Annotated in this window: 27 protein-coding genes; 12 read left to right on the top strand and 15 right to left on the bottom strand. The window is 60.2% G+C overall.

Annotation, left to right across the window (positions count from 1 at the left end; translation table 11 throughout):
• Positions 1 to 3: 3 nt before the first annotated feature.
• The 3 genes from ATU_RS04490 to ATU_RS04480 are packed head-to-tail and all read right to left on the bottom strand — an operon-like array spanning position 4 to position 3,166.
• Complete coding sequence (locus ATU_RS04490) at positions 4 to 381, bottom strand: Na+/H+ antiporter subunit C (protein WP_006316622.1); 378 nt, start codon at positions 379 to 381, stop codon at positions 4 to 6.
• Complete coding sequence (locus tag ATU_RS04485; protein ID WP_006316621.1) at positions 381 to 800, bottom strand: Na+/H+ antiporter subunit B; 420 nt, start codon at positions 798 to 800, stop codon at positions 381 to 383. The genes ATU_RS04490 and ATU_RS04485 overlap by 1 nt, the downstream gene beginning before the upstream one ends.
• Positions 797 to 3,166 carry a putative monovalent cation/H+ antiporter subunit A gene (locus ATU_RS04480; protein ID WP_010971245.1) on the bottom strand — a complete coding sequence of 790 codons (2,370 nt, stop codon included), beginning with the start codon at positions 3,164 to 3,166 and terminating at the stop codon, positions 797 to 799. The genes ATU_RS04485 and ATU_RS04480 overlap by 4 nt, the downstream gene beginning before the upstream one ends.
• 201 nt (positions 3,167 to 3,367) lie before the next feature.
• On the opposite strand from ATU_RS04480, the gene msrB reads away from it, so the two are divergent.
• Positions 3,368 to 3,775, top strand: coding sequence for a peptide-methionine (R)-S-oxide reductase MsrB (gene msrB / locus ATU_RS04475; protein WP_010971244.1), 408 nt, complete (start codon positions 3,368 to 3,370; stop codon positions 3,773 to 3,775).
• Between the two features lie 86 nt (positions 3,776 to 3,861).
• On the opposite strand, the gene ATU_RS04470 is transcribed toward msrB, so the two are convergent.
• The 5 genes from ATU_RS04470 to ATU_RS04450 form a co-directional block, all read right to left on the bottom strand.
• Positions 3,862 to 4,359 (bottom strand): GNAT family N-acetyltransferase, encoded by a 498-nt coding sequence (locus ATU_RS04470; RefSeq protein WP_006316616.1) that lies wholly within the window; start codon positions 4,357 to 4,359, stop codon positions 3,862 to 3,864.
• A 102-nt stretch (positions 4,360 to 4,461) separates the two neighbouring features.
• Entirely contained in the window at positions 4,462 to 5,130 is a 669-nt protein-coding gene (gene trhA, locus ATU_RS04465) for a PAQR family membrane homeostasis protein TrhA (protein ID WP_006316615.1), read from the bottom strand.
• A 225-nt stretch (positions 5,131 to 5,355) separates the two neighbouring features.
• Positions 5,356 to 5,676, bottom strand: coding sequence for a TraR/DksA family transcriptional regulator (locus tag ATU_RS04460; protein WP_010971243.1), 321 nt, complete (start codon positions 5,674 to 5,676; stop codon positions 5,356 to 5,358).
• A 122-nt stretch (positions 5,677 to 5,798) separates the two neighbouring features.
• Positions 5,799 to 6,209 (bottom strand): universal stress protein, encoded by a 411-nt coding sequence (locus ATU_RS04455; RefSeq protein ID WP_010971242.1) that lies wholly within the window; start codon positions 6,207 to 6,209, stop codon positions 5,799 to 5,801.
• A 47-nt stretch (positions 6,210 to 6,256) separates the two neighbouring features.
• Complete coding sequence (locus tag ATU_RS04450) at positions 6,257 to 6,505, bottom strand: hypothetical protein (protein WP_035256404.1); 249 nt, start codon at positions 6,503 to 6,505, stop codon at positions 6,257 to 6,259.
• On the opposite strand from ATU_RS04450, the gene ATU_RS04445 reads away from it, so the two are divergent.
• Together ATU_RS04445 and ATU_RS04440 are read left to right on the top strand one after the other, a co-directional pair.
• Complete coding sequence (locus tag ATU_RS04445) at positions 6,488 to 7,348, top strand: VOC family protein (RefSeq protein ID WP_010971241.1); 861 nt, start codon at positions 6,488 to 6,490, stop codon at positions 7,346 to 7,348. The genes ATU_RS04450 and ATU_RS04445 overlap by 18 nt on opposite strands.
• Before the next feature lie 84 nt (positions 7,349 to 7,432).
• Positions 7,433 to 8,593: an AI-2E family transporter gene (locus ATU_RS04440; protein ID WP_010971240.1), complete on the top strand. Its 1,161-nt coding sequence runs from the start codon at positions 7,433 to 7,435 to the stop codon at positions 8,591 to 8,593.
• A gap of 310 nt (positions 8,594 to 8,903) precedes the next feature.
• On the opposite strand, the gene ATU_RS04435 is transcribed toward ATU_RS04440, so the two are convergent.
• The 4 genes from ATU_RS04435 to ATU_RS04420 form a co-directional block, all read right to left on the bottom strand.
• On the bottom strand, positions 8,904 to 9,989 hold the full coding sequence (locus ATU_RS04435) for a bifunctional transcriptional activator/DNA repair enzyme AdaA (RefSeq protein ID WP_035256399.1): 1,086 nt from the start codon (positions 9,987 to 9,989) through the stop codon (positions 8,904 to 8,906).
• Positions 9,990 to 10,189: 200 nt separating this feature from the next.
• Positions 10,190 to 10,915 carry a polysaccharide deacetylase family protein gene (locus ATU_RS04430; protein ID WP_035256397.1) on the bottom strand — a complete coding sequence of 242 codons (726 nt, stop codon included), beginning with the start codon at positions 10,913 to 10,915 and terminating at the stop codon, positions 10,190 to 10,192.
• A gap of 62 nt (positions 10,916 to 10,977) precedes the next feature.
• Positions 10,978 to 11,886 carry a dihydrodipicolinate synthase family protein gene (locus ATU_RS04425; protein ID WP_010971237.1) on the bottom strand — a complete coding sequence of 303 codons (909 nt, stop codon included), beginning with the start codon at positions 11,884 to 11,886 and terminating at the stop codon, positions 10,978 to 10,980.
• A gap of 104 nt (positions 11,887 to 11,990) precedes the next feature.
• Positions 11,991 to 12,392 (bottom strand): DUF930 domain-containing protein, encoded by a 402-nt coding sequence (locus ATU_RS04420; RefSeq protein WP_010971236.1) that lies wholly within the window; start codon positions 12,390 to 12,392, stop codon positions 11,991 to 11,993.
• A 222-nt stretch (positions 12,393 to 12,614) separates the two neighbouring features.
• Here ATU_RS04420 and ATU_RS04415 point away from each other — a divergent pair, with 222 nt between their 5' ends.
• Complete coding sequence (locus tag ATU_RS04415) at positions 12,615 to 14,714, top strand: S9 family peptidase (RefSeq protein WP_010971235.1); 2,100 nt, start codon at positions 12,615 to 12,617, stop codon at positions 14,712 to 14,714.
• Positions 14,715 to 14,994: 280 nt separating this feature from the next.
• Here the strand turns inward: ATU_RS04415 and ATU_RS04410 are convergent, their stop codons facing one another.
• Positions 14,995 to 15,210: a hypothetical protein gene (locus ATU_RS04410; protein WP_162180286.1), complete on the bottom strand. Its 216-nt coding sequence runs from the start codon at positions 15,208 to 15,210 to the stop codon at positions 14,995 to 14,997.
• Here ATU_RS04410 and ATU_RS04405 point away from each other — a divergent pair, their 5' ends adjacent.
• The 4 genes from ATU_RS04405 (at position 15,211) to ATU_RS04390 (ending at position 19,141) form a co-directional block, all read left to right on the top strand.
• Positions 15,211 to 16,221, top strand: coding sequence for an ABC transporter substrate-binding protein (locus ATU_RS04405; protein ID WP_010971233.1), 1,011 nt, complete (start codon positions 15,211 to 15,213; stop codon positions 16,219 to 16,221).
• A 241-nt stretch (positions 16,222 to 16,462) separates the two neighbouring features.
• On the top strand, positions 16,463 to 17,371 hold the full coding sequence (locus ATU_RS04400) for an ABC transporter permease (RefSeq protein WP_010971232.1): 909 nt from the start codon (positions 16,463 to 16,465) through the stop codon (positions 17,369 to 17,371).
• Positions 17,364 to 18,461: a quaternary amine ABC transporter ATP-binding protein gene (locus ATU_RS04395; protein ID WP_010971231.1), complete on the top strand. Its 1,098-nt coding sequence runs from the start codon at positions 17,364 to 17,366 to the stop codon at positions 18,459 to 18,461. Before ATU_RS04400 ends, ATU_RS04395 begins: the two co-directional genes overlap by 8 nt.
• 392 nt (positions 18,462 to 18,853) lie before the next feature.
• On the top strand, positions 18,854 to 19,141 hold the full coding sequence (locus tag ATU_RS04390) for a hypothetical protein (protein WP_006312179.1): 288 nt from the start codon (positions 18,854 to 18,856) through the stop codon (positions 19,139 to 19,141).
• Positions 19,142 to 19,151: 10 nt separating this feature from the next.
• Here the strand turns inward: ATU_RS04390 and dmeF are convergent, their stop codons facing one another.
• Both dmeF and dmeR read right to left on the bottom strand, forming a co-directional pair.
• The gene (gene dmeF / locus ATU_RS04385) at positions 19,152 to 20,159 is read right to left on the bottom strand and encodes a CDF family Co(II)/Ni(II) efflux transporter DmeF (RefSeq protein WP_010971230.1); all 1,008 of its coding nucleotides are present in this window, start codon (positions 20,157 to 20,159) and stop codon (positions 19,152 to 19,154) included.
• Positions 20,160 to 20,237: 78 nt separating this feature from the next.
• Complete coding sequence (gene dmeR / locus ATU_RS04380; RefSeq protein ID WP_010971229.1) at positions 20,238 to 20,510, bottom strand: Ni(II)/Co(II)-sensing transcriptional repressor DmeR; 273 nt, start codon at positions 20,508 to 20,510, stop codon at positions 20,238 to 20,240.
• Between the two features lie 129 nt (positions 20,511 to 20,639).
• Here dmeR and ATU_RS04375 point away from each other — a divergent pair, with 129 nt between their 5' ends.
• The 4 genes from ATU_RS04375 to ATU_RS04360 all read left to right on the top strand — a co-directional run bounded on the left by ATU_RS04375 (position 20,640) and on the right by ATU_RS04360 (position 22,742).
• A complete protein-coding gene (locus ATU_RS04375; protein WP_035256392.1) occupies positions 20,640 to 20,987 on the top strand; it encodes a hypothetical protein in 348 nt (115 codons plus the stop codon).
• A 60-nt stretch (positions 20,988 to 21,047) separates the two neighbouring features.
• Positions 21,048 to 21,461, top strand: a complete 414-nt coding sequence (locus tag ATU_RS04370) for a MerR family transcriptional regulator (RefSeq protein WP_010971227.1) — start codon at positions 21,048 to 21,050, stop codon at positions 21,459 to 21,461.
• Positions 21,462 to 21,665: 204 nt separating this feature from the next.
• Positions 21,666 to 22,154, top strand: a complete 489-nt coding sequence (locus ATU_RS04365; protein ID WP_006312187.1) for a GNAT family N-acetyltransferase — start codon at positions 21,666 to 21,668, stop codon at positions 22,152 to 22,154.
• A 21-nt stretch (positions 22,155 to 22,175) separates the two neighbouring features.
• Positions 22,176 to 22,742 carry a type 1 glutamine amidotransferase family protein gene (locus ATU_RS04360; protein WP_010971226.1) on the top strand — a complete coding sequence of 189 codons (567 nt, stop codon included), beginning with the start codon at positions 22,176 to 22,178 and terminating at the stop codon, positions 22,740 to 22,742.
• Positions 22,743 to 22,788: the final 46 nt, after the last annotated feature.

The following is a 22,788-nucleotide window of genomic DNA, read 5'->3' as shown; positions in this document are numbered from 1 at the left end:
CGCTCAATAACCGAGCGGCGGCAAGGGCTCGCCGGCGGGTTCTGCGGTGCGCATTTCGTCCGTATCGTCGGTCTGCAATTCCTGGAAAGCGCGCCAGGTCAGAACCAGAAGGAAACAGAAGAAGGAAAAGGAAATCACGATCGCCGTCAGGATAAGCGCCTGCGGCAGCGGATTGGCGGCACCTGCGGGCAGCGTGTCCATGCCCGCCGGAATGATCGGCGGCACGTCCCGCGTCAACCGGCCGGCGGTGAACAGCAAAAGGTTGACCGCATTGCCGAGAATGGCGATGCCGAGCAGCATGCGGATGCTGTGGCGCGACAGCATGAGATAGATCGCCACCGAAAAAAAGATGCCGACGAGAATGGAGAAAACCGCTTCCATCAGTCGCTTTCCCTTTCTTCCAGCGCCAGTGCAATGGAGGTGATGGCACCAACAACGACGAGATACACCCCGATATCGAAGGACATGACGGTGGAGAGCGGCACCTCGACGCCGAACAGGCTCGGATAGACCCAGAGGCCGGTCATGAAAGGCACGCCTGATGCCATGGAGACGAGGCCTGACAGCATGGCCAGAAGCAGCCCTGCCCCGGCAATCGAGAGCGGATGAAAGACGATGGCGCGCCGGACCGCCGTCACGCCATAGGCGATGCCGTAGATCGAGAGTGCGGAGACGGCAATCAACCCGCCGATAAATCCACCGCCCGGCTCGTTATGGCCCCGCAGCAGAACGAAGATGGAAAACAGCACCATGAGGCTGGTCACGACAGGCGCGACCGTGCGCAGGATGAGCGTGTTCATGTCCGCGCTCCCTTCTTTTTCACCGTCTTCGCCGGCCCCTTGAGGACGGCGGCGGGGCGGATGCGGATGAGCGCGAGGATGGCAAGACCGGTTATCATCACGACGGCGATTTCGCCGAGCGTATCCGTGCCGCGGAAATCGACGATGATGACATTCACCACATTCGCGCCGTGGGCGATGACCTTGGAATAGGTATTGTAGAAGTCGGTCAGGCGGTTGTCGAAGCTCGCTTGCGTCGCCCGCATCAGGAACAGGGCAAAGCCGGTTCCGCAGGCAATGGCGATGGTGCTATCGAGCAGTTTCTGGCCAAGCCCGCGATGGTCCGACGGGGACAGGCGCAGCCGCGTCATGACGAGCGTCAGGATGACCACCGAGAGCGTCTCGACCATGAATTGCGTGAAGGAGAGATCAGGCGCGCCGAACAGCAGGAAGATGACCGCCACCGCAAAACCCTGTATGCCGAGCGCGATGATGGCCGTCAGCCGGCTCGATGCCGTCAGCACCGCGAGGAGACCGGCCACCGCGATGACGATGAAGGTCAGCTCATGGATGGGCATATCATGCGGCCAGGCCGGGATCGACGGCAGTTCGTCATAGAGGAACAGCGGCACCAGCAGTACGGCGGCGATGACGGCGAAGGTGGCGGTGACGTAAAACTCCAGCCGGCCGGGCTGGATAAGCCGCGTGACGTGGAAGGACATCCTCACCAGCGTTTCGATGAAGACGTCAAAGCCCCTGTCCGGCCCGGCCCCGAGCGCCTTGAAGCTGCGGTCCATCAGGCTGCGCACCCTTGAAAGCTGGGTGTAAAGGGTAATGCCGAGCGCGATCGTCAGCAGCGACAGGCCAAGCGGCACGCCGATATGGGGAATGAGCGAGATTTCCACCGGGCGCGGCTCACCCGCAATCGCGCTTGCCATGGGGGTGGAGATGTAAAAATGCGCGATGCCGGCAAAGAGCGCTATGGTGAACCCCTTCAGCGCCAAAAGCGCCGGACCGAGCCAGAGCAGCAGCGGTCCCTCATGCGCGTTTTTCGGCGTTTTCACCGGCTTGCCGAGGAAGGGTTTCAAGCCCACGGCGAAGGCGACGGCGAACATCAGCCCGTTGCCGAGAATGGCAATGCCGGTGAACAGCACGGCGCGCGGATTGCCATGCGCCAGCGCATAATAAATCTCTTCCTTGGCGAGGAAGCCGAAAAATGGCGGCAGGCCGGCCATGGAGATGGCCGCGGCAAGTGCGGCGGCGAAGGTGATGGGCATGGCCTTGCGCAAGCCGGCGAGCTTCGTGACATCGCGGGTGCCGGTCTCGTGATCGATGATGCCAGCGACCATGAACAAGGCGCCCTTGAACAGCGAATGCGCCACCAGATAAAGCACCGCCGCCTCGATGGCGTGGTCCGAGCCGAAGCCCGTGAGCATGACGAGCAGGCCGAGCGAGGAGACGGTGGTATAGGCAAGCATCAGCTTCAGATCGGTCTGGCGCACGGCGAGCAGCGCGCCGGTGAGCATGGTCAGGCCGCCGAAGAAGGGCAGCAGGATCTGCCAGGCGGCAGTATCGCCGAGAACCGGGTTGAGCCTCATCAGGAGATAGACGCCGGCCTTAACCATGGTTGCCGAATGCAGATAGGCCGAGACCGGCGTGGGCGCTTCCATGGCGTTGGGTAGCCAGAAATGGAAGGGAAACTGCGCCGATTTGGTGAAGGCACCGCCAAGGACCAGAAGCAGCGCCGCCAGATAAAACGGGCTGTCGCGCAGAATATCGCCGCCGCGCACCAGCATCGACAATTGCGTCAAACCACTGATGTCCCAGATGAAGATCAGCCCAGCAAGCAGCAGCAGCCCACCACCGCCCGTCACCACCAGCGCCTGTAGCGCAGCCCGGCGCGAGGCGGCGCGCTCGTGGTCGAAGCCGATCAGCAGGAAGGACGTGATTGAGGTGAGTTCCCAGAACACGAACAGCATCAGCACGCTGTCGGAGACGACGACGCCCAGCATCGCGCCCATGAACAGCAGCAGGAAGGACAGGAACCGGCCCTGCTGCGGATGCCCCTTCATGTAACCGCCGGCATAAAGCACGATCAGCACGCCAATGCCTGTTATCAGCAACGCGAAGGTGAGCGACAGGCCATCGATGAACCAGGAGAAGCTGAGATTGAAGCTCGGCACCCAGGCATAACCGCCCGTCACCACGCCGCCCGCCGCAATCTGCGGCAGCATCAGCGCGAAATGCACGAAGGCGAAAGCCGGCGCGATCGCGATGATCCATGCGGCATTATGGCCGAACCTTTTCACGAGGGCCGGCGCGGCAAGCGCTGCCAGAAACGGCAGAAACAGCGACAGGAATGTCAGCGCCGTGACATCTGATGTCATTCACATCTCCTGGGATGTCCCCCATCCCCGCGCGCCAATGAACGGCGTCTTTTTCAAATCGATTTTTCAGTTAAGGCATAGGCACGGTCATCTCAACCCAAATCGGTACTTTCGCCCCATAACGAACGCGTTATGACGCCTCGCCCCTTTCAATCGGCGGCGGCGATGATTATTTGAGGCGGGAACAGAAAGGATCATTCCATGAGCGATCTGACATCCCCCAAAGTCAACAAGAGCGATGCCGACTGGCGTGAACAGCTGACGCCGGAACAATATCACATCCTGCGCGAACACGGCACCGAGCGCCCTTTCACCGGTCCCTACTGGAACTCGACCGAGAAAGGCCTCTACCGCTGCGCCGCCTGTGACGAGCCGCTGTTCCTCTCCGACACGAAATTCGATGCCGGCTGCGGCTGGCCGAGCTATTTCGAGCCCGTGAAGCCAGGTGCCGTAACGGAGCATCGCGATTCGACCCACGGCATGGTGCGCACTGAAATCCGCTGCGCCAATTGCGGCGGCCATCTCGGCCACGTCTTCCCCGACGGCCCGCCTCCCACCGGCCTGCGTTATTGCATCAACGGCCATTCGATGGTGTTCGAGCCGGTTTGAGCGGCAAGACCGTGCCGCGAATTCTTCTCCCCGCCGGGGAGAAGAAACAAGCGGCATAAGCCCGATCCGGAGATGGCGTTAAGCTTTCAGCCCAGCTTCAGCTCCATACAGGTCAAATCCAGCCAGCGGCCGAACTTGGTGCCGACTTCCGAAAATCTTCCGACGACCCTGAAACCGAGGCTTTCATGCAGGCGGATGGAGGCAGTGTTTTCCGCCTCGATGGCGGCGATCAGCACATGGACGTCATTGCCGCCGGCATGGTCGATCAGCGCCTGCATCAGCCGCTTGCCGATGCCGTGCCCGCGGGCATCCTTGTGCACATAGACCGAATGTTCGCGGGTGTGGCGATAGCCGTCAAAGGCGCGCCAGTCGCCGTAGGATGCATAACCGGCAACCTTGCCGTCGAGAATGGCGACGATGACCGGGAAACCGCGTGACGTGCGGGCGGCGAACCAATCCTTGCGGTTCTCCAGATCGACCACGACCTCGTTCCAGATCGCCGTCGTGTTCACCACCGCATCGTTATAAATCTCCATGATGCCGGAGAGATCGTCCACGGTCGCGTCGCGTAGTTCCACGCTCATATTGCTTCGCCCTCATATTTCTAAATGAGCGGCTCCTGAAAGGCGGCGGCTCTGCGACGAGCCTTAAGCGATGACGCGGAGCGATGTCCAGTGCGCCGGTCGTTATGATGCGAGCGGAACGAGGCTGAAGGCGGTGACCACGGCGAAATAATGGACGGCGGCGGCGGAGACGACGAAACCGTGCCAGATGGCGTTCTGGAAGCGTAGCTTTTCCCAGACGTGGAAGATCACGCCGAGCGAATAGATGACACCGCCGGCGACGATGAGCCAGAGCGTGACGGGAGCGAGATGCGACGACAAGGGTTCCACCACCATGATGCCGCTCCAGCCCATGGCGAGATAAAGGCCGATGGCCACCCGGTCGTAGCGGCCGGGAAACAGGCATTTGAGGAGGATGCCGCAGATGGCGGCAAGCCAGATCAGCCCCAGCATCACGGCGATCAGCGGATCGTGAATGCCGCGCATCAGAAACGGTGTATAGGTGGCGGCGATGAGAATGAAGATCGCCGAATGATCGAGCCGGCGCAGGAACCATTTCACCCTGGAATGCGGCCAGATATTGTAGGTGAAGGACACGGAAAGACAGGCGACGAGGCCCAGACCATAAATCCATGCGGCCGCAATCGCACTCAGGCTGCCCCAAGCCATCGCGTAAAAAATCAGCGCCGTCGCGCCGATGAGCGCAAATACAATGCCAACACCGTGGACGATGCCATCGGCGACGATCTCATAAAAATCATATTGGCGCCCGAACCGCCACAAATCACTCATAGTCCAATCCCGTCTGCGTGCTTTCACCAAAGCATGAAGGCAATATTAGACAGGAACAAGACAGCGGCCGGTTAACGGCGATCAAATTGCGTTCGAGGTTGTAGTGAAAGGAGAGGTTTCATTTCGCTTGAGCCATCCAGCGCCGGTATAACGAGTGGTCGCTGCTTGTTTCTTATCCCGGCGGAGAGAAGAAACGGGAGGCGACCTCGCACTCCGGAATTACCCTCACAAAGCCGCAGCGCATTCCTGGCAAAACGGCGTGTAAGGCACCGCCTTCAGCCGATCCTCCGAAATCCTCTTGCCGCATTTGACGCAGGTGCCGAAAGTTCCGCTCGCGATCCGGGCAAGCGCGGCATCGATGGCGCGCAGCTCGTCCTGGCCCACCTGCCCCAGCTCGTCCAGCACCTCGTCATTGCTGCGTTCGCTGGCGCGATCCTCGTCATCGGGATTGCGCGGCTCTTCGAAATCGGCCTCGATTTTGTGCAGGCGGCGATAAAGCTCGCGCTGGCGGTCACGCAGGATTTTTTCGTAACTTTCGACATTCATGGACTTTCCTCCAGCCAATCTTCTTGTTTTGTCGCATTTCCAGGAAAACCGGCTTCCACTTTTCCTGGAAATGCTTGGGGGGGGGGCGGGAAAACCGCCTGCAACCCTAAAACGTCAAACTCTTACCGATCCACCAGCACCGAGCACTTGGCGTGGCGCACCACGCGGTCGGCGGTGGCGCCGATGAAATAATTGCTGAAGTCAGGCGTGTGCGACGCGATAATGATGAGATCCGCCTTGTGTTCCTCGGCGGCGGCGATGATCTCGCGTGCGGGGGCGCCGCTTCTGATTTCCTGACTGCCCTTGAAACCGGCCTTGGTCTTGAGGTCTGAAAGCTTCGCCTTGGCGTCCTTGATGGCGTTTTCGATAAGGTCGACAGGCAGGTCGATCGCCATATACCCCGGCAGTTCCTCCACCACGTTGATGAGAACGATCTCGCCGTCGGGGTCCAGCAGCGCCTTGGCCTTTTCGAGGATCTTTTCCCCCTTGTCGGTGGCGCTGAGGTCTACCGGTACGATGATCTTCTTGTACATGGCTGTCTCCTTTGGCTTGATCCGCCATTTCGCGTGTCGGGTTAGGCTCATATTTCTCCGGCGGCGCCACCTTTGCCTTGATCGAAGTCAAAGCCGCAGCGGCGCCAGCGGGTGATGTTGTCAACGAATAATGAACAGTCAATCGTCGCAATGCGATCTTTGCTGAACGACGAAACCAGCCCATATTCGGCTCTAACAAACGCCGCAAAGCGGCGTCGGCCGATAGCATCGGCGACCGATCCGCCCCTTGGCGCTTCGGATTCAATATGGAGATCAAGATGAGTGAAATCAAACAATTCGCCCTGACGCGGCCGGCCTATGTCGGTCAGGCGCATCTCGTTGTTCACGATCTGCCGCGCGTTTCGGATTTCTACCAGAAGATCATCGGTCTTTCCGTTCTCGAAAAGAACCCGAGCGGCGAAGTGCTTGGCGTAAACGGCCAGCCGTTGCTGACGCTCTCCACCTCCGACACGGCGGAACGTGCGCCGCGCAATGCCGCCGGCTTGTTCCACACCGCCTTCCTGATGCCGAGCCGCAACGATCTCGCCCATTGGCTGGCGCATGCCACCCATCACAATATCCAGCTTCAGGGCGCATCCGACCATCTGGTCAGCGAGGCGATCTATCTCGCCGACCCGGAAGGCAATGGTATCGAGGTCTATCGCGACCGTTCGCCCGACGAATGGAGCTACCAGCCTGACGGCACGGTGGAGATGGCGACGATCGGCCTCAACCTGCAGGCGCTTTACGACAGCGCCCCGAAGACGGCCTTTACCGGTGCGGCTGATGGCACCGCCATCGGCCACATTCATCTGCAGGTCGGCAATATTCCACAGGCGGATGAGTTTTATCAGGATGTGCTGGGGCTTAAGATCATGGCGCGGTATCCGGGTGCGAGCTTCTTCGGCTCGGGGGCCTATCACCATCATGTCGCCGCCAATATCTGGAACAGCCGCGGTGCCTCGACCCGCAAGGACAGCATGACGGGCCTTGCCGGCTATTCGCTGAAGTTCAACGAGAAGGCGGCGCTCGACACGGCGATCGCGGCCCTCGACCGGCTGGAAATCGCCACCGAAAGACAAAGCGATGGCATCGTCCTCAAAGACCCCTGGGGCATCGGCCTGAAGCTCTCGGCGTGAGTTAAAACGGGGCGGCGGAAATTTGCGCCGCCCCGGAACCGCCTGAGGTGTCGGACGTTAAATGCCCTATTGGGGGATAGTCCGATGAATAAGAATGCAAAGCCGGATTTGGCCGGCACGGCGGCCTTGGCGCTAGACAAGGGCGATCCACTTTTGACACCGGCCTCGGTTTCGCAGCGGGATGACGCGCGCAGCCAGCAACCGCTCGGGCGGGAGGCGTTGGATGTCTTCGTTGCCTGGTCGATCATCGGCATTTTCCTGATCATGTCCATGGCGGTCATCCATGAACTGTCGATGATCCTGATGCCAGTGGTCATGGCGGTGGTTGTCGGCATGATCCTCGGGATTTCGGCTGAGAAGCTGGCCTCCTACGGCATTCCGGGCGCAGGTGTCGCCCTCATCCTGTCCACGCTCGTCGCCGCCGTGATCTTTTTCGTGGTGAACTCGCTGATCGACCCCGTGTCGCAGCTTGCAACCGAAGGTCCTGCCCTGATCGAACGCAGTATCGATCGCTTCCTGCCCTATGTCCAAAACCTGCGATGGCTGAATATTTCCGCAGCGACGTTCAGCATGGGTTCGATGTCGATGGAATCGCTGATTTCGCGTAGCGGCGAAATCATCACGCTGCTCGGCGCGAACGTCACGCCTGCGATCGTCCAGGGGCTGATCTTCCTTGCGGCTCTCCTGATGTTTCTCTACAGCCGCCTGCGGCTGCGCAAGGCCCTCATCATGGTCTTCCCTGCGCGCCACCAGCGGCTGAGAACCATCCGCATCATCGGCTCGGTGGAAAAAGTGCTCGGCACCTATTTCGCCACGGCAAGCCTCATCTACGCCGCGCTGGGTGTCACCATGATCGTGATCGCTTATGTTGGCGGCCTTTCCATGCCGCTTCTGTGGGGGCTCTTTGCCTTCCTTTCGAGCTTCGTGCCCTTTCTCGGCATCACCCTCATGACCATATCGCTCACCATCGCCGGCATCATCGCCCATGACAACATGATCCTTGCGCTGCTGCCGGCGGGTGTTTTCTTCACCATTCACCTGTTGATGGAAAATCTCGCCTTCCCGGCAGTCGTCGGCCGCAACATGGAAATCAACCCCTTCCTCGTCTTCGTGATGATCATTTTCTGGACGTGGATGTGGGGCGCGGCCGGTGCCATGCTGGCACTGCCGCTGTCACTGATCGCCATGACGGTGACGCGGGAACTGTTTCCCTCACGCCGGGTGGTGCCCAAGCTGCCGGATTAGATGCCGGGTTTCCGGTGGGAAATGCGAAACCAATCCGCTTGTGGGTTTTAGGGGGCGTATGTCGACGGCAGACGGAGGGCGCGTGTGGTTTTACCCCCCTCTGCCCTGCCGGGCATCTCCCCCTCAAGGGGGGAGATCGGCAGGAGGCCCTTTCGTCGCTTCATCCTCAAAGGTTGAGATGGGCGAAACCTTGCCGCAGATCGATCTCCCCCCTTGAGGGGGAGATGCCCGGCAGGGCAGAGGGGGGGTAAGCCCCACCCACGCCGCTCAACTAAGTGAACGACCTACTCAAACCCAACGGCCAGGCCGCTCAGGAAGCGAGCGGCATTCCCAGCATCTGCCCCCGCGCCATGCGGCGCTCATGCTCAATCAGCCATTTCTTGCGCCACAGCCCGCCACCATACCCCGTCAGACTGCCATCCGCACCGAGCACCCGATGGCAGGGAACGACAATCGCAAGCTGGTTGGCGCCATTGGCGCGGGCAACCGCCCGCACGGCGGTAGGCCTCTCCATCGCGGTTGCGAGCGAGGAATAGCTGACGATCTCACCCGCCGGGATTTCCCGCAGGTTCCGCCAGACATCGCGCTCGAAGGGCGTGCCGTGGCCGGCGAGCCGGGTTTCGAAACTGCCCGAACGGCCGGCGAAATAGGCCGCAAGTTCCGCGGCGATCTGGCCGGTGACCGCGGTGCGGCCCAGCACCATATCCGCGCCGGTGCGGGCCTTCAGCCGTTTCAGCTCGGCGGGAAGAGCCGGCCGGTCGGCGAATTCGAGGAGATGCAGGGCGTGGTCGTCGGCAACGGCCAGCATCGGGCCAATCGGCGTGTCGATCCAGTCGCCCTTCAGGAACCCCCTGCCCTTCATGGCGGCGGGAGAGGTGCCGAACAACTGGTTGATGGCCGAGCGAAAGCCGCTGCCGGATTCATAACCGGCATCGATCTGCGCGCCGATCACCGCCTCGCCGGAGGCAAGGCTTTCCGCCGCGTCCCCCACCCGCCGCAGCCGGGCGATTTCCAGAAAGCTCATGCCGAAACGGCGCTTGAAGCTGCGCCGCACGGTGGAGGGATCATGGCCGAGCGCCACCACATCCTCCTCGCGCCAGCGCCGCGCCGGTTCGTTTTCCAGCGCTGTCAGGAGCGCAGTAACGGTCCCGTCGGGCGTGCCGTAAGACAACATCGGCTTGCAACGCTTGCAAGGGCGAAAACCCGCCTCCAGGCATTCGGTGATGGTCTCCCGGAACCGGCAGTTCTCGATCTTCGGCTTGCGCGCCGTGCAGGTGAAGCGGCAGAAAATCTTCGTGGATGTCACGCAGACATAGGCCACGCCTTCATAGGCGGGATCCTTGTTCACAAGGGCGAAATAGAGTGTTTCAGTGTCGGGGCGTTTGAACAGCATCATGGGAGGGATGCTAGCGCAATTTTGAGAGGCATGCCGCCGAAAAACGGGCATGGATGTGGCTCACGACCTCATTCCTGTGCTTGTCACAGGAATCCAGCAAGCCCAAGTCCTTGGGTTGAAAGGACTCTCTCCGTCGCGCAGACGCGCGTCGACTGGATTCCTGTGACAAGCACAGGAATGAGGAAAGATCTGTCCCCGTTTCAATTCCCCGGTGGCGCGAAGGACGGGTCGTCCAGCCGGGCGAAGATGACGCCGCGGGCTTTCAGCGCCAGAAGGCCTTTCACCACACCCTCGCCCGCCTCATGGGTGGGCTGGTTGATGTGGGAAATGATGACATCGCCATTCTTGGCGGCAGCGATGTGTTTTGCCGTCATGGCTGCACCGAGCAGCGAGCCGCCATCGCCGTTGACGGAATAACCCGCCACCCGCATGCCGAGGCGGTTGATGGTGGCCATGGAGGATGCTGTGTATTTGGCCGTCGCCCCACGAAACCATTGCGGCTGGAGACCGGTGGCCGCGACGATCGCCTGACGACCACCTTCGACTTCCTGCACGACCGCCGCTTCCGATCCGGCAGCCGCGATGCCATAGATGGCAACGGGCTTATCCACCGCCGGCACATGGTTTTCGCCGTGGTTTTCGATCTCGAAGAGGTCAGGATGGGCCATCAGAACCGCCAGCGCCTCGCCATTATGCTTCAGCCAGCGGGCGGTGACGAAGATCGTGGCAGGGATGCGCTCGCGCACCAGCGTATCGAGGATGCGGTGATCGGTCTTGCCCATGCAGGCATCGAGCGTCATCGCCACCCGAACCTTGCCGTCATGCTGCGGCGTCATTTTCAGCGACGGCTCGACCAGGCCGTTCCCCGCAAAGGCGATGGAGGCGGCAGAGGCAAACAGGGCAGCAAGCAGGAGGCGACGCATCATTTTCATTTTCCGCAGTGTCATGCAGTGTATTCCCGTGGCAATCCGCCCGCAAAGCGCCCGAATTATGGCGCGGTTTCTAGCGCGGATAGTGCCTCCAGCGCCTCTTCCACCCGCTGGCGCTCCGCGCTGGTGAGCGGCAGGATCGGCCGGGGTGGTTCGCTGACCGTCAGCGACAGGATGTTGGCGGCGGCATAGATCACGCGGATACTGCCGAATTCCTTAAACAGCGCCCAGAGCGGCTGGAAGGTCGCATCGAGCCTTTTTGCCTCCTCCGCATTGCCGGCCTGAGCCGCCCGCATCAGTTGCAACGCCGGAACCGGGAGCAGACCGGCAACCACGCTGTACCAGGTGTCACCGCCGGCAAGTGTGGCGTCAGTGCAGCCCCAGTCACCACTGTAACCAATGGCGAAATCGTCCGACAGCTTGGGGCGCAGACGTGCAAGCTCGCCGGCATAATCGGCATCGGCCGGCAGCGGCATCTTGATGGCGCGGATATTCGGGATATAGGCCAGCCGCACGAGAAGCTCGTCGCTGAAGGTGAAGCGGGTGGTCGTCGGGTTGTTGTAGATGGCGAGCGGCAGGGCCGTTGCGCCCGCGACGGCGGCGAAGTGGTGATAGGCCTCTTCCTGCGTCAGCGGCGTGTAGGAGACGGGTGCGAGCAGCAGCGCGTCCGCACCGGCTGCTTCAGCGTCTTTCGCCAGCGCCACGGCTTCATCGGTGCGCAACGCGCCGATGCCTGCCATCAGCGTGCGCCTGCCCCTGAGGATCGTGGCGGCTGCCTCGATGGCGCGGCGTCTCTCCTCACGCGTGAGATACATATAGATGCCGGTGCTGCCGAGGATGCCGACGGAATCGACCTCCGCCGCGTCCAGCCGCGCGATCAGGGCGGAGAAGGCCTCAATATCGACTCGCCCGGCCTCGTCAGCCGGCGTGATCGGAAAAGCCGAAAGTCCCTTGAATCGTGTCGCCATGTCCGTCTCCCTCGCTTTGATCGGCAAGCAGGGTTACAGAGCCACTGGCGGAGCGGCAAGAAAAGCGGGGCTAAACTTCCTCAAGACGCCGAAAATTTCGGCGGTCAGTCATAAAGATACAACTTCTTCCACTGCTCTTCGGGAATCTTGTCGCCGACACGGTAATCGAAGGACTGGATGGAGAGGCTGTCGCTTTTCAGCTGGCACTTGTATTTGAGCTTGTACCATTCACCGGCGCTTCTGAAGACTGCACCCGACGCCTTGATCGAATTCTTGCCAACCTCGGGATCACCGAAAGTATAGGCAATGACCTTATCCGGCTTCATACCTTTCTGCTCGGTCGCGATCCGCTCCATCGCCTCTATATCGCAACGCTGCTCCAGACGCTCCTCGGGGGCGAGCACGTTCAGCTGCCTCATGACGTTGGCGTCTATTGCGAAAGCGGGTGTAAAGGCCTGTAAGGCAAGGAAAAACGCAGAAAGAGCAGCGGGAAGGAACTTTCGCATGGGATCCTGTCAGTTTTCGTTTGTTCTTATCGATGGACGGCAGGCCGGTGGCAGGCGCGCATCATCGCTGATTTGCCGGATATTGCCAAAATGTGATCGAAAACTGACGAAATTGTGCCCAAGCCTCATTTCCCCTGTTGAGATTTGAAACTTGATCGGGCGTGAGGGGCACTCTACATCTTGGTCCCGCCCATCGATTTTTCATAGTAAAGCGAGTTTCCCTTGCCTATTTTCAAGAACCTGCCCGCCGCTCCGACCGCCGAAAAACGGCCCGTCCAGGACACGCATCACGGCATCACCCGCACCGACGACTACGCATGGTTCCGGGCCGATAACTGGCAGGCCATGTTCAAGGACCCCACCCTGCTCGACCCGGCCATTCGCGCCCATCTGGAGGCGGAGAATGCCTATATGGAAGCCGCCATGGGCGACACCAGGGCGCTTCAGGAAAAGCTGTTCGAGGAGATGAAGGGCCGCATCAAGCAGGACGATTCCTCCGTTCCGGTCAATGATGGGCCTTATGCCTACGGCACGCTGTTCGTGACCGGCGGCGAGCAGCCGCATTATTTCCGCACCCCGCGTGATGGCGGCGACAAGCATGTGCTGCTGGATGGTGACAAGGAAGCGCAAGGCAAGGATTATTTCCGTCTTGCCGGCCTCAACCAGTCGTCCGATCACAGTCACGGCATCTGGGGTTATGACGACAAGGGTTCGGAATATTTCACACTGCGCATCCGCAACCTCGAAACCGGTGAAGACCTTGCCGATGTCGTGGAAAATACCGGGGGCGGCGGTGCCTGGGCGCCTGACGGCAAGAGCTTCTTCTATACGCTGCAGGACGAGAACCACCGTCCGTCGAAAGTCTTCCACCATATCATCGGCGAGCCGCAATCCGCCGACCGGCTGGTCTATGAGGAAAAGGACCCGGGTTTCTTCATGGGCGTCGGAGCTTCTGTCCTCGACGATTTCATCTTCATCGATATTCACGACCATGAAACCAGCGAATACCGCATTCTTTCCACCAAAGACCTGACGGCTGAGCCAAAGGTGGTGGCGGAGCGCGAAGAGGGCATCGAATATTCGATGTGTGAAGGCGGCGACGTCTTCTTCATCCTTACCAATGATGGTGACGCCAAGGATTTCCGCATCATGGAGGCGCCGGTTACCGCGCCGGGCAAGGAAAACTGGAAAGAGGTGGTACCGCATGAGCCGGGCCGCCTCATTCTTTCCGTCGATGCCTATGCCCGCCATCTGATCTGGCTGGAACGCCGCGACGGCCTGCCGCGCATCGTCATCCGCGATCGCCGCACAGGCGAGGAACATTCCATCGCCTTTGCCGAAGAGGCCTATTCGCTTGGCCTGCACGGCGCGGCGGAATACGACACCGATGTCATCCGCTTCTCCTATTCCTCGATGACGACACCGAGCCAGCTGTTCGATTACAACATGGTGACGCGCGACCGCACGCTTCTGAAGACGCAGGAAGTACCATCAGGCCACAATCCTGATGACTACATCACCCGCCGCATCATGGCCCCTGCCCATGATGGCGAGCTGGTGCCGGTGTCCCTGCTCTACCGCAAGGATGTGCCGCTCGACGGTTCCGCTCCCTGCCTGCTTTATGGTTATGGCGCTTACGGCATCACCATTCCCGCCTCCTTCTCCACCACGACGCTATCTTTGGCCGACCGAGGTTTCATCTATGCCATCGCCCATATTCGCGGCGGCAAGGACAAGGGTTTCGAATGGTACGAAACCGGCAAGATGGAAAACAAGCAGAACACGTTCAAGGATTTCATCGCGGCTGCCGATCATCTGGTTCAGGAGGGTTTCACTTCCTATGAGGGCATCATCGCGGAAGGCGGTTCGGCGGGCGGCATGCTGATGGGTGCCGTCGCCAATATGGCGCCAGAGAAATTCGCTGGCATCATCGCCGCCGTTCCCTTCGTGGACGTGCTGACGACCATGCTCGATGACACGCTGCCGCTCACCCCGCCGGAATGGCCGGAATGGGGCAATCCGCTGGAATCGGAAGAGGAATATGGCTGGATCGCTGCCTACAGCCCCTATGACAATGTCGGGGAAAAATCCTATCCGCCGCTGCTTGCGCTTTCCGGCCTCACAGACCCGCGCGTGACCTATTGGGAGCCGACCAAATGGGTGGCGAAGCTACGCGAGAAGACGACGGGGGAAGCCCCCATCCTGCTCAAGACCAACATGGCGGCTGGCCATGGTGGCAAGTCGGGCCGTTTCCAGCGGCTGGAGGAAGTCGCCTTCGAATATGCCTTCGCCCTGAAGGTCGCGGGCAAGGACGCCGTGTGACACGCTGAATGCAGAAACGGGCGGCGATCCAATCGTCGCCCGATCTTATTTTGGACGAAAATACCTGCAAAAATCTCGTTTCTGAATATTTTTTCCACAAATTATCAACTGCATCTTTTATTTAAATACCATCTTTGCGGCCAGTGAATTTTTATTTTCAGTTGCTGCAACTCAGAATATATCTTGCACAAATACAAATATAGCTCATGTATTATGCGACCGGAAAAAATGTTCCAGAAATCGAATGCATGGCTGCGTTGCGCCGTTTCGCGTTGCAATATCACTTTTTGGCCGTATTATCCGGGCCGTTGACATATTCATGCGCCTTTTCGCCGCCTTTCTCGCGGCAATCCTGCAGCACGTCTTGCGGATAATCTTCTCGCCGGATTTTTTCGGCTTTTCCATGCGCCATGTCAGTCCGCCCTTGGCAATCCGGGCTTTGCAGTGCTCCCGCTTTGCCAAATGAAAACACTGCATCAGACTTGGAGGTCTCCACATGAAGAAACTCCTGGCCTCGACCATTCTCGTAACGGGCTTTATCACCGCTGCCGGTGCAGCAAATTCCGCCAATGCCGCAGAGACATGCGGCAACATCACCATCGCCGAAATGAACTGGGCATCGGCCGGTGTCGCGGCTTACGTCGACAAGTTCATCATGGAAAACGGCTATGATTGCACGGTCAACGTCATCAGTGGCGACACCACTCCGACATTCACCTCGATGAACGAAAAGGGCCAACCGGATATGGCGCCCGAAATGTGGGTGAACACACTTGGCACCCCCTATGAGGAAGCCGTCAAGAAGGGCAACCTCATCCAGGAAGTCAAAATCCTGAGCGAGGGCGGCGTCGAAGGCTGGTGGATTCCCAAATATCTTGCCGACGAACATCCTGACATCAAGACGGTTGAGGATGCACTCAAGCATCCCGAGCTTTTCCCGGCACCTGAAGATGCCAGCAAGGGTGCCGTTTTCGGCTGCCCGCCGGGCTGGGGCTGCCAGCCGACGACCGCCAACCTGTTCAAGGCACGCAAGGCTGACGAAAAAGGGTTCGCCCTGATCGACACCGGCTCCGCGGCGGGCCTCGATGGCTCGATTTCCAATGCCTACGAGAAGAAGCAGGGCTGGCTCGGCTATTACTGGTCTCCGACAGCCATTCTCGGCAAATATGACATGGTGAAGCTGGACGATGGCGTGGCACTCGACCGCGAGGCCTACGACACTTGCATCGCCAAGCCGGATTGCGCCGATCCCAAGCCAAACGCCTATCCGGTAGCCGAGGTGTTCACTGTTGTGACCAAGGACTTTGCGGAAAAGGCCGGTCCGTCCATCGACTATATCCGCAAGCGGCAGTGGGACAACGCCACGGTTGCCGGGGTTCTGGCCTGGATGGATGACAACCAGGGCACCAACGAGGATGGCGCCGAGTATTTCCTCGAGAACCACGAGGATATCTGGACGAAGTGGGTTTCGCCCGAGGTGGCGGAGAAGATCAAGGCTTCGATGTGATTGATCGGGGGCGTCGGCGCCAGCGTCGATACCCCCCTCTGCCCTGCCGGGCATCTCCCCCACAAGGAGGGAGATCGGCTGGGCGCACCCTCCTCACAAATCTGCGACATGCGTGATGGGCGGATCTCTCGCCGCTCGTCGATCTCCCCCCTTGTGGGGGAGATGTCCGGCGGGACAGAGGGGGGTGCCCGCGCACTCGAACCTCGCGCCCATCCCATAACCCAAAGGGAAAACAACAATAATGGCCCTCTGCAATTACCTGCCGGACCTGCTCTGCAAGTTCCCGGCCATCGACAACTCCACGATGCGTGTGGCACGCAAGACCATCGATGACGGTTTTCGCGACATCGTGCGCAATTACGGCGATGCGATCGATGTGATCGTGCATCCGCTGCAACTCTTCCTCAACGCCTCGGAGCGGCTGTTCATCGAGACGCCGTGGATCATCACGATGCTCGTCATTCTGGCCATCGTGCATCTGGCCGGGCGCAGCTTCAAGATCACCGGTGGCACCGCAATCTCCCTCTTCATGATCGGCGCCGTTGGCCTGTGGCGCGACGCCATGACGACGCTGTCCATCGTCACCATCGCCACGCTGATCGCCATCGTCATCGGCCTGCCGCTTGGCATCCTGATGGGTCGTTCCGAACGCCTGCAACGCCTCATCAATCCCGTGCTCGACGTGATGCAGACCCTGCCAAGCTTCGTTTATCTCATCCCCGTGGTGGTGATTTTCGGCATCGGCAAGGTACCGGGCCTGATCGCAGTGGTGATCTACGCCATTCCGCCCGTCATTCGCCTGACGAGCCTCGGCATCCGCCTGGTGGACCGGGAAGTGCTGGAAGCGGCGGATGCCTTCGGTTCCTCCAACGGCCAGAAGCTGTTCAACGTGCAGCTGCCGCTGGCGCTGCCCACCATCATGACCGGCATCAACCAGACCATCATGATGGCGCTCGCCATGGTCGTCGTCGCCTCGATGGTCGGCGTCGGTGGTCTCGGCAAGAATGTGCTGCAGGCCATCAACAACCAGTTTTTCACGGTGGGCTTCCTGAACGGTTTCGCTCTGGTCGCCATCGCCATCATGTTTGATCGGGCAAGCCAGGCTTTCGGCAAGCGCCTGCAGAAATACCGCGAGGTCTCCCATGGCTAAAAGCATCGAAATCAAGAATCTTTACAAGATCTTCGGCAAGCATCCCGAGAAATACCTCGAGGCGGTGCGGTCGGGCATGGACAAGGTCGAACTGAACGACAAACACAACCATGTACTTGGCCTCAACAACATCAACATCACCATGCCGGGCGGCAAGATCACGGTCGTCATGGGATTGTCCGGCTCCGGCAAATCGACGCTGATTCGCCACATCAACCGGCTGATCGACCCGACAGCCGGCGAAGTTCTCTATGACGGCGAGGACATTTGCGGCATGAGCACCTCGGCGCTCCGTAAATTCCGCCGCCACAAGACGGCGATGGTGTTCCAGAAATTCGGCCTCTTGCCGCATCGCACAGTGCTCGAAAACAGCGTCTACGGTCTCGACATCCAGGGCGTGCCGCGCAAGGAAAGCGAAACAAAGGGCCGTTACTGGCTCAATCGTGTCGGCCTTGACGGCTACGAGGATTATTATCCGAACCAGCTTTCCGGCGGCATGCAGCAGCGCGTCGGCCTTGCCCGGGCACTTGCCAATGACGCCGATATTCTGCTGATGGACGAGGCCTATTCGGCGCTCGATCCGCTGATCCGCGTCGATATGCAGACGATGCTGCTCGATCTTCAGCAGGAACTGAAAAAGACCGTGGTGTTCATCACCCACGATCTGGACGAGGCTTTGCGGCTCGGGGACCATATCGCCATCCTCAAAGACGGCGAAGTGGTGCAGCAGGGCGACGGCCAGAGCATCATCCTTTCCCCTGCGGATGGTTACGTCACCGACTTCGTTCGCGACGTGAACCGCAGCCGCGTGTTGCAGGCGACCACTGTCATGGAACCGCTGGACAGCAAGCCGGAAGGCATGTCCGTGCCTGAGAACGCCACGCTCGAAACCATTGCCCGCGACATGTCCGAGGCCAATGAAACCCAGGCCCATGTGGTGGATGAGGACGGCAAGCCGGTCGGCAGCATCGGTCTCGACACGCTGGTGGCTGCCATGGTGACGCCTGCGCCGCAGGAGGCGGTGGCGACAGTTGAGGTGGAGGAGGAAATGCGGGAGCCCGTTGCTCCGGCTGAGAAGGAAACGGCGTGATCCGGGCATTTAAAATGACGGAAACATCGCCTCCGTCATTCCCGGGCTTGTCCCACTGCAGTCCGGTTTAGATTTTCATTAAGGCTGCAATGTCCTTGAGACTGGTTCGAAGGGTAAACATGCCCCCGGCGTCATCCTCGGCCCTGTGCCGAGGATCTAATCACGTCGAATAAAATCAATCTGTTGCACATAACAGGGACAAGCCCGAGGATGACGTCGAATGAGGGTGCAGTCGGCGATCCAATATCACCCGCCCCGCCCCTCCATGCAAAAACGAAGCACTACTTCGCCGACTGTCAACCCTCGACCGTCATTGCAGCGCAGCAGACGCAAGCTTCAGACAAGTCGCCGCCGTTAACTATTCGTTAACTTTTGAACGCGGAATCACCCAAATGCAGATCGAAAGCAATATTGGCGGATATAATTATCAGGGTCGCATCCGCGACCTCGAAAAAGCTGGCAGCGCGCAAAGCACGCCGGAGGAGCAGGCCGTAAAACGCGGTCCCGGCAACCCGACCGTTTCCAGCACCATTCTTTCCCAGTCACTGGCCAATGTGCTGTGGGCTGTTGGCAATGGCAGCGCCCCCGCCTATCAGGATACGCCGGCCGCCTCCGCCGAAGACAAGGCGGAAGCACAGGCAGAATGGGTGCGTGGCGCCTATTCGGAATATACCGAATAGGCGAGTCCCATTAGGCACTTGCCGGGCTGACTTCCACTGTCACATGCGACAGTTCATGTATGGCGGCAAGTTTCTGTTTATAAAAGGCCGGCGCTTTCGGCGCCTGCGAATGGATCGCGACGATGGCCGCATGGTGGCCGGGGCCAACCTGCCAGACATGCAGATCGGTGATGCGATCTTCTTCCGTTTCCACCGTATCACGGATTTCCTGCGGCAGGTCGTCCGTCAGCGGCACCGCATCGACCAGCGTCGTTGCCGTGGAGCGAATGAGCCCCCATGACCAGCGGGCGATGACCAGACCGCCGACGATGCCCATCAACGGGTCGAGAAAGTTCCAGCCGTTCCACTTGCCGAGCAGCAACGCGACGATGGCAAGGACCGAGGTCAGCGCATCCGCCAGCACATGCAGATAGGCGGCGCGCAGATTATTGTCCCGCCCGCCCTTTGCGCCGTGCTGTGCATGCGAACCGTGATCGTGGTGGGCATGGCTGCCGTGGCCGTGATGGGCATGCGAAGCGTGACCATGGCCGTGGCCGTGGCCACGGTCGTGGTGATGGTCATCCTTCAGCAGCACGGCGCTGACGAGATTGACGACAAGGCCGATGACTGCAACGAGAATAGCCTGGTTGAAATCGATCTGGACGGGGCTGACGAGGCGCAAGCCACTTTCTACCGCAATGAGCAGCGCCACCACGGCAAGCACGACGGCACTGGCAAAACCGGCGAGATCACCGAACTTGCCGGTGCCGAAGCTGAAGCGGGGATTGCGCGCCTCGCGCCTTGCATAGAGATAGGCGAGCGCCGAAATCAGCATCGCGCCCGCATGGGTGGACATGTGCCATCCGTCAGCCGTCAGCGCCATGGAGCCGAACCAGTGGCCGGCGACGATCTCTGCCACCATCATGACGGTGGTCAATGCAATGACCATCCAGACACGCCTTTCATTGCGCTCATGATTCTGGCCGAGATAAATATGGTGATGCTCCGCCGCGGCGAAAGGTTCGGAAGTCGTCGTCATGTCGCTCAATCCTCTCTCGAATTTACCGGCCCTTCTCAACTCTGCGGGCTTCTTTCCATTCTGCTGGCCTGCATTGACCTACCGGATGTAGGTCTTCAGCACCTGGGCCAGCTCTTCTGCCGCCCGCGCCCGCTCGTCTTCATTTTCGGCATGGACCACGTGTTCGTGCAGATGCTCCTGCATCACCTCCCCCGTCAGGCCTGAAAGCGCGCCGCGCACGGAGGCGAGCAATTGCAGCACCTCGCCGCAGGGCTTGGCATCGTCCAATGCGCGTTCCACCGCCTCCATCTGCCCTTTCAGGCGGCGGATGCGGGTCAGCAGCTTGTCCTTGTTGCGGATCGTGTGGGACATGTGCACCTCATATACTATAGGGGGGTATACTATATTGCAGTTATTTTTTGCACAAGGCGTGCATGACGCAATCCTCGCGAATGTTTCGGACCTTAAAAATGCTCCATCAGAACTAGGGGATTCACAGTCATGACGACTATCGCAGCAACCAGCAGCATCAATTTCGCCTCTCCGGTCCGCGGCATCGCGCCTGCGCACAGCCGGGAGAGCCAGTCCACCACCGAGGCTTTGCAGGAGCTGACGCGGGCGGCCCATCGCGCCATTTCGGTGGCAGGCAATGTCGCCACAGCCGTCGCTCCGCTGGCCGGTGCCTCCGCCAGCCTGGCCGCTGCTCTCTGGGACATGAACAGCAGCGCTTCCGCCTCCACTGGCGCCAATGCTGACGTGGTCGCTTCCGCCCAGCCGGATATGGCAAGCCTCGAATCGCAGGTTCTGAAGGCACTGGCCCAGGCGCTTGGCGTCAACGATGCCGCTTGAGGCCATTGAATCGGTCGTGAAAAAGCCATATCTCTAGAGACTGGAGATATGGAGAAAGCCATGCTGTCCATCGGTGAACTGTCGAAACGCACCGGCGTGAAGGTGCCGACGATCCGCTATTACGAGCAGATGGGCCTCATCCGCGAGGCGGACCGTTCGGACGGCAACCAGCGCCGTTACGAAAAATCCGACCTCGAAAGGCTGGCCTTCATCCGCCATGCGCGCGATCTCGGCCTGAATATCGAGGCCATCCGCGAGCTGCTTGCGCTCAGCCAGCACCGGCAGATGCCTTGCGAAGGTGCCGACCGCATCGCCGCCGAGCATCTTGCCCATGTGCGCGAAAAGATTGCCAGCCTGAAGAAGCTGGAACACGAGCTGGAACGCATCGTCTCCCATTGCCACGGCCATTCGATCGAGGATTGTTACGTCATCCGCGCGCTTTCCAACCACGGTATGTGCGAGGGCGAGCATTGAACCGCTAAAGCGGGCTTGACAGAATATGGATTCGGGCGCATTGCATTCCCCATGATCAACGAACGCGCACCCATCTCCTGCTCGTATTTTTGGGCCTTCCTTTAAGGGCGGCTCGACAGATCATATTGTCAACAAGCCGCCGTCAGGCGGCTTTGTTGTTTTCAAACGTCCTGACGGCACCGATAAGACCAAAGGACCGAAAAAATGACCGAAGATAGCTCCCTTACACTGGAAAGACCCCCCGTCGTCATCATCCGCGGCGCGCGCAAGACCGATCTGCCCGAGCTCAACGAGATGATCACCCTGCTTGCCTCCTACCACGGCGATGCGGCGGCCATCACGCCGGCCAAGCTGGAGCGCGACCTGTTCGGCCCGCTCCCCTGGGTGCATGGGCTGGTGGCCGAAGCCGATGACGCGCTGATCGGTTACGCCCTGCTTTTGCCGCTCTACAGGGCGCAGGAAGGCCGGCGCGGCCTGGAGCTGCATCATCTCTTCGTGCGTGACGGTCATCGCGGCCATGGCACCGGCCAGCATCTGGTGTCCCGTGCGCGGGATATCGCCAAGCGCCTTGGTTGTGACTATCTTTCCGTCAGCGCCACGACCGGCAATGTGGCGGCGCATCGTTTCTACGAAAACATGGATTTCGCGCCGCGGCCGGTCACCGGCATGCGCTACATGCAGTCCATCGCCTGATTAAAACCCACGGAGACGGCCATGACACGGATCGCCATTGCGCTCGCGCAGGATTTTGCGGACTGGGAACCGGCGCTGCTTGCGGCGGCAGCGCGCAGCTATCTCGGTGTCGAGATCGTGCACGCCACGCCTGATGGCATGCCCGTGACCTCGATGGGCGGGCTGAAGGTGACGCCGGACACATCCTATGACGCGCTCGATCCCGTTGACATCGATGCGCTCGTCATTCCCGGCGGTCTCAGCTGGGAAAAGGGAACGGCTGCCGATCTTGGCGGGCTGGTCAAGCGGTTTCGCGACAGGGACCGGCTGGTCGCCGGCATCTGCGCGGCGGCAAGCGCGCTCGGCGGCACGGGTGTGCTCAACGATGTCGCCCATACCGGCAATGCGCTGGCATCGCACAAGGCGTATCCGGCCTATCGCGGTGAGGCTCATTATCGCGATCAGCCGAGGGCGGTCAGCGATGGCGGCGTCGTCACTGCGGCCGGCAGCGCGCCGGTCAGTTTCGCGGTGGAAATTCTGAAAAGCCTCGGCCTCTTTGGTCCGGAAGCCGAGGCGGAACTTCAGATTTTTGCGGCTGAGCATCGCTGAGGCGTACGCGAATATTGTCGGCCGCTAAGCCCAACACCCTCATTCC

Source organism: Agrobacterium fabrum str. C58 (assembly GCF_000092025.1).
Taxonomy (GTDB): domain Bacteria; phylum Pseudomonadota; class Alphaproteobacteria; order Rhizobiales; family Rhizobiaceae; genus Agrobacterium; species Agrobacterium fabrum.
Note: the sequence above shows the minus strand (reverse complement) of the source record. Positions and strands in the feature narration are given on the sequence as shown.

Coding starts and splice junctions, on each gene's coding strand:
- ATU_RS04490 (WP_006316622.1), bottom strand. CDS start 381: ATGGAAGCGGTTTTCTCCATTCTCGTCGGCATCTTTTTTTCGGTGGCG.
- ATU_RS04470 (WP_006316616.1), bottom strand. CDS start 4,359: ATGAGCGTGGAACTACGCGACGCGACCGTGGACGATCTCTCCGGCATC.
- ATU_RS04400 (WP_010971232.1), top strand. CDS start 16,463: ATGGCCCTCTGCAATTACCTGCCGGACCTGCTCTGCAAGTTCCCGGCC.
- ATU_RS04445 (WP_010971241.1), top strand. CDS start 6,488: ATGAGTGAAATCAAACAATTCGCCCTGACGCGGCCGGCCTATGTCGGT.
- ATU_RS04480 (WP_010971245.1), bottom strand. CDS start 3,166: ATGACATCAGATGTCACGGCGCTGACATTCCTGTCGCTGTTTCTGCCG.
- ATU_RS04455 (WP_010971242.1), bottom strand. CDS start 6,209: ATGTACAAGAAGATCATCGTACCGGTAGACCTCAGCGCCACCGACAAG.
- ATU_RS04420 (WP_010971236.1), bottom strand. CDS start 12,392: ATGCGAAAGTTCCTTCCCGCTGCTCTTTCTGCGTTTTTCCTTGCCTTA.
- trhA (WP_006316615.1), bottom strand. CDS start 5,130: ATGAGTGATTTGTGGCGGTTCGGGCGCCAATATGATTTTTATGAGATC.
- ATU_RS04440 (WP_010971240.1), top strand. CDS start 7,433: ATGAATAAGAATGCAAAGCCGGATTTGGCCGGCACGGCGGCCTTGGCG.
- ATU_RS04375 (WP_035256392.1), top strand. CDS start 20,640: ATGACGACTATCGCAGCAACCAGCAGCATCAATTTCGCCTCTCCGGTC.
- dmeF (WP_010971230.1), bottom strand. CDS start 20,159: ATGACGACGACTTCCGAACCTTTCGCCGCGGCGGAGCATCACCATATT.
- ATU_RS04405 (WP_010971233.1), top strand. CDS start 15,211: ATGAAGAAACTCCTGGCCTCGACCATTCTCGTAACGGGCTTTATCACC.
- ATU_RS04395 (WP_010971231.1), top strand. CDS start 17,364: ATGGCTAAAAGCATCGAAATCAAGAATCTTTACAAGATCTTCGGCAAG.
- ATU_RS04370 (WP_010971227.1), top strand. CDS start 21,048: ATGCTGTCCATCGGTGAACTGTCGAAACGCACCGGCGTGAAGGTGCCG.
- ATU_RS04460 (WP_010971243.1), bottom strand. CDS start 5,676: ATGAATGTCGAAAGTTACGAAAAAATCCTGCGTGACCGCCAGCGCGAG.
- ATU_RS04485 (WP_006316621.1), bottom strand. CDS start 800: ATGAACACGCTCATCCTGCGCACGGTCGCGCCTGTCGTGACCAGCCTC.
- dmeR (WP_010971229.1), bottom strand. CDS start 20,510: ATGTCCCACACGATCCGCAACAAGGACAAGCTGCTGACCCGCATCCGC.
- ATU_RS04390 (WP_006312179.1), top strand. CDS start 18,854: ATGCAGATCGAAAGCAATATTGGCGGATATAATTATCAGGGTCGCATC.
- ATU_RS04430 (WP_035256397.1), bottom strand. CDS start 10,915: ATGATGCGTCGCCTCCTGCTTGCTGCCCTGTTTGCCTCTGCCGCCTCC.
- msrB (WP_010971244.1), top strand. CDS start 3,368: ATGAGCGATCTGACATCCCCCAAAGTCAACAAGAGCGATGCCGACTGG.
- ATU_RS04425 (WP_010971237.1), bottom strand. CDS start 11,886: ATGGCGACACGATTCAAGGGACTTTCGGCTTTTCCGATCACGCCGGCT.
- ATU_RS04360 (WP_010971226.1), top strand. CDS start 22,176: ATGACACGGATCGCCATTGCGCTCGCGCAGGATTTTGCGGACTGGGAA.
- ATU_RS04365 (WP_006312187.1), top strand. CDS start 21,666: ATGACCGAAGATAGCTCCCTTACACTGGAAAGACCCCCCGTCGTCATC.
- ATU_RS04435 (WP_035256399.1), bottom strand. CDS start 9,989: ATGATGCTGTTCAAACGCCCCGACACTGAAACACTCTATTTCGCCCTT.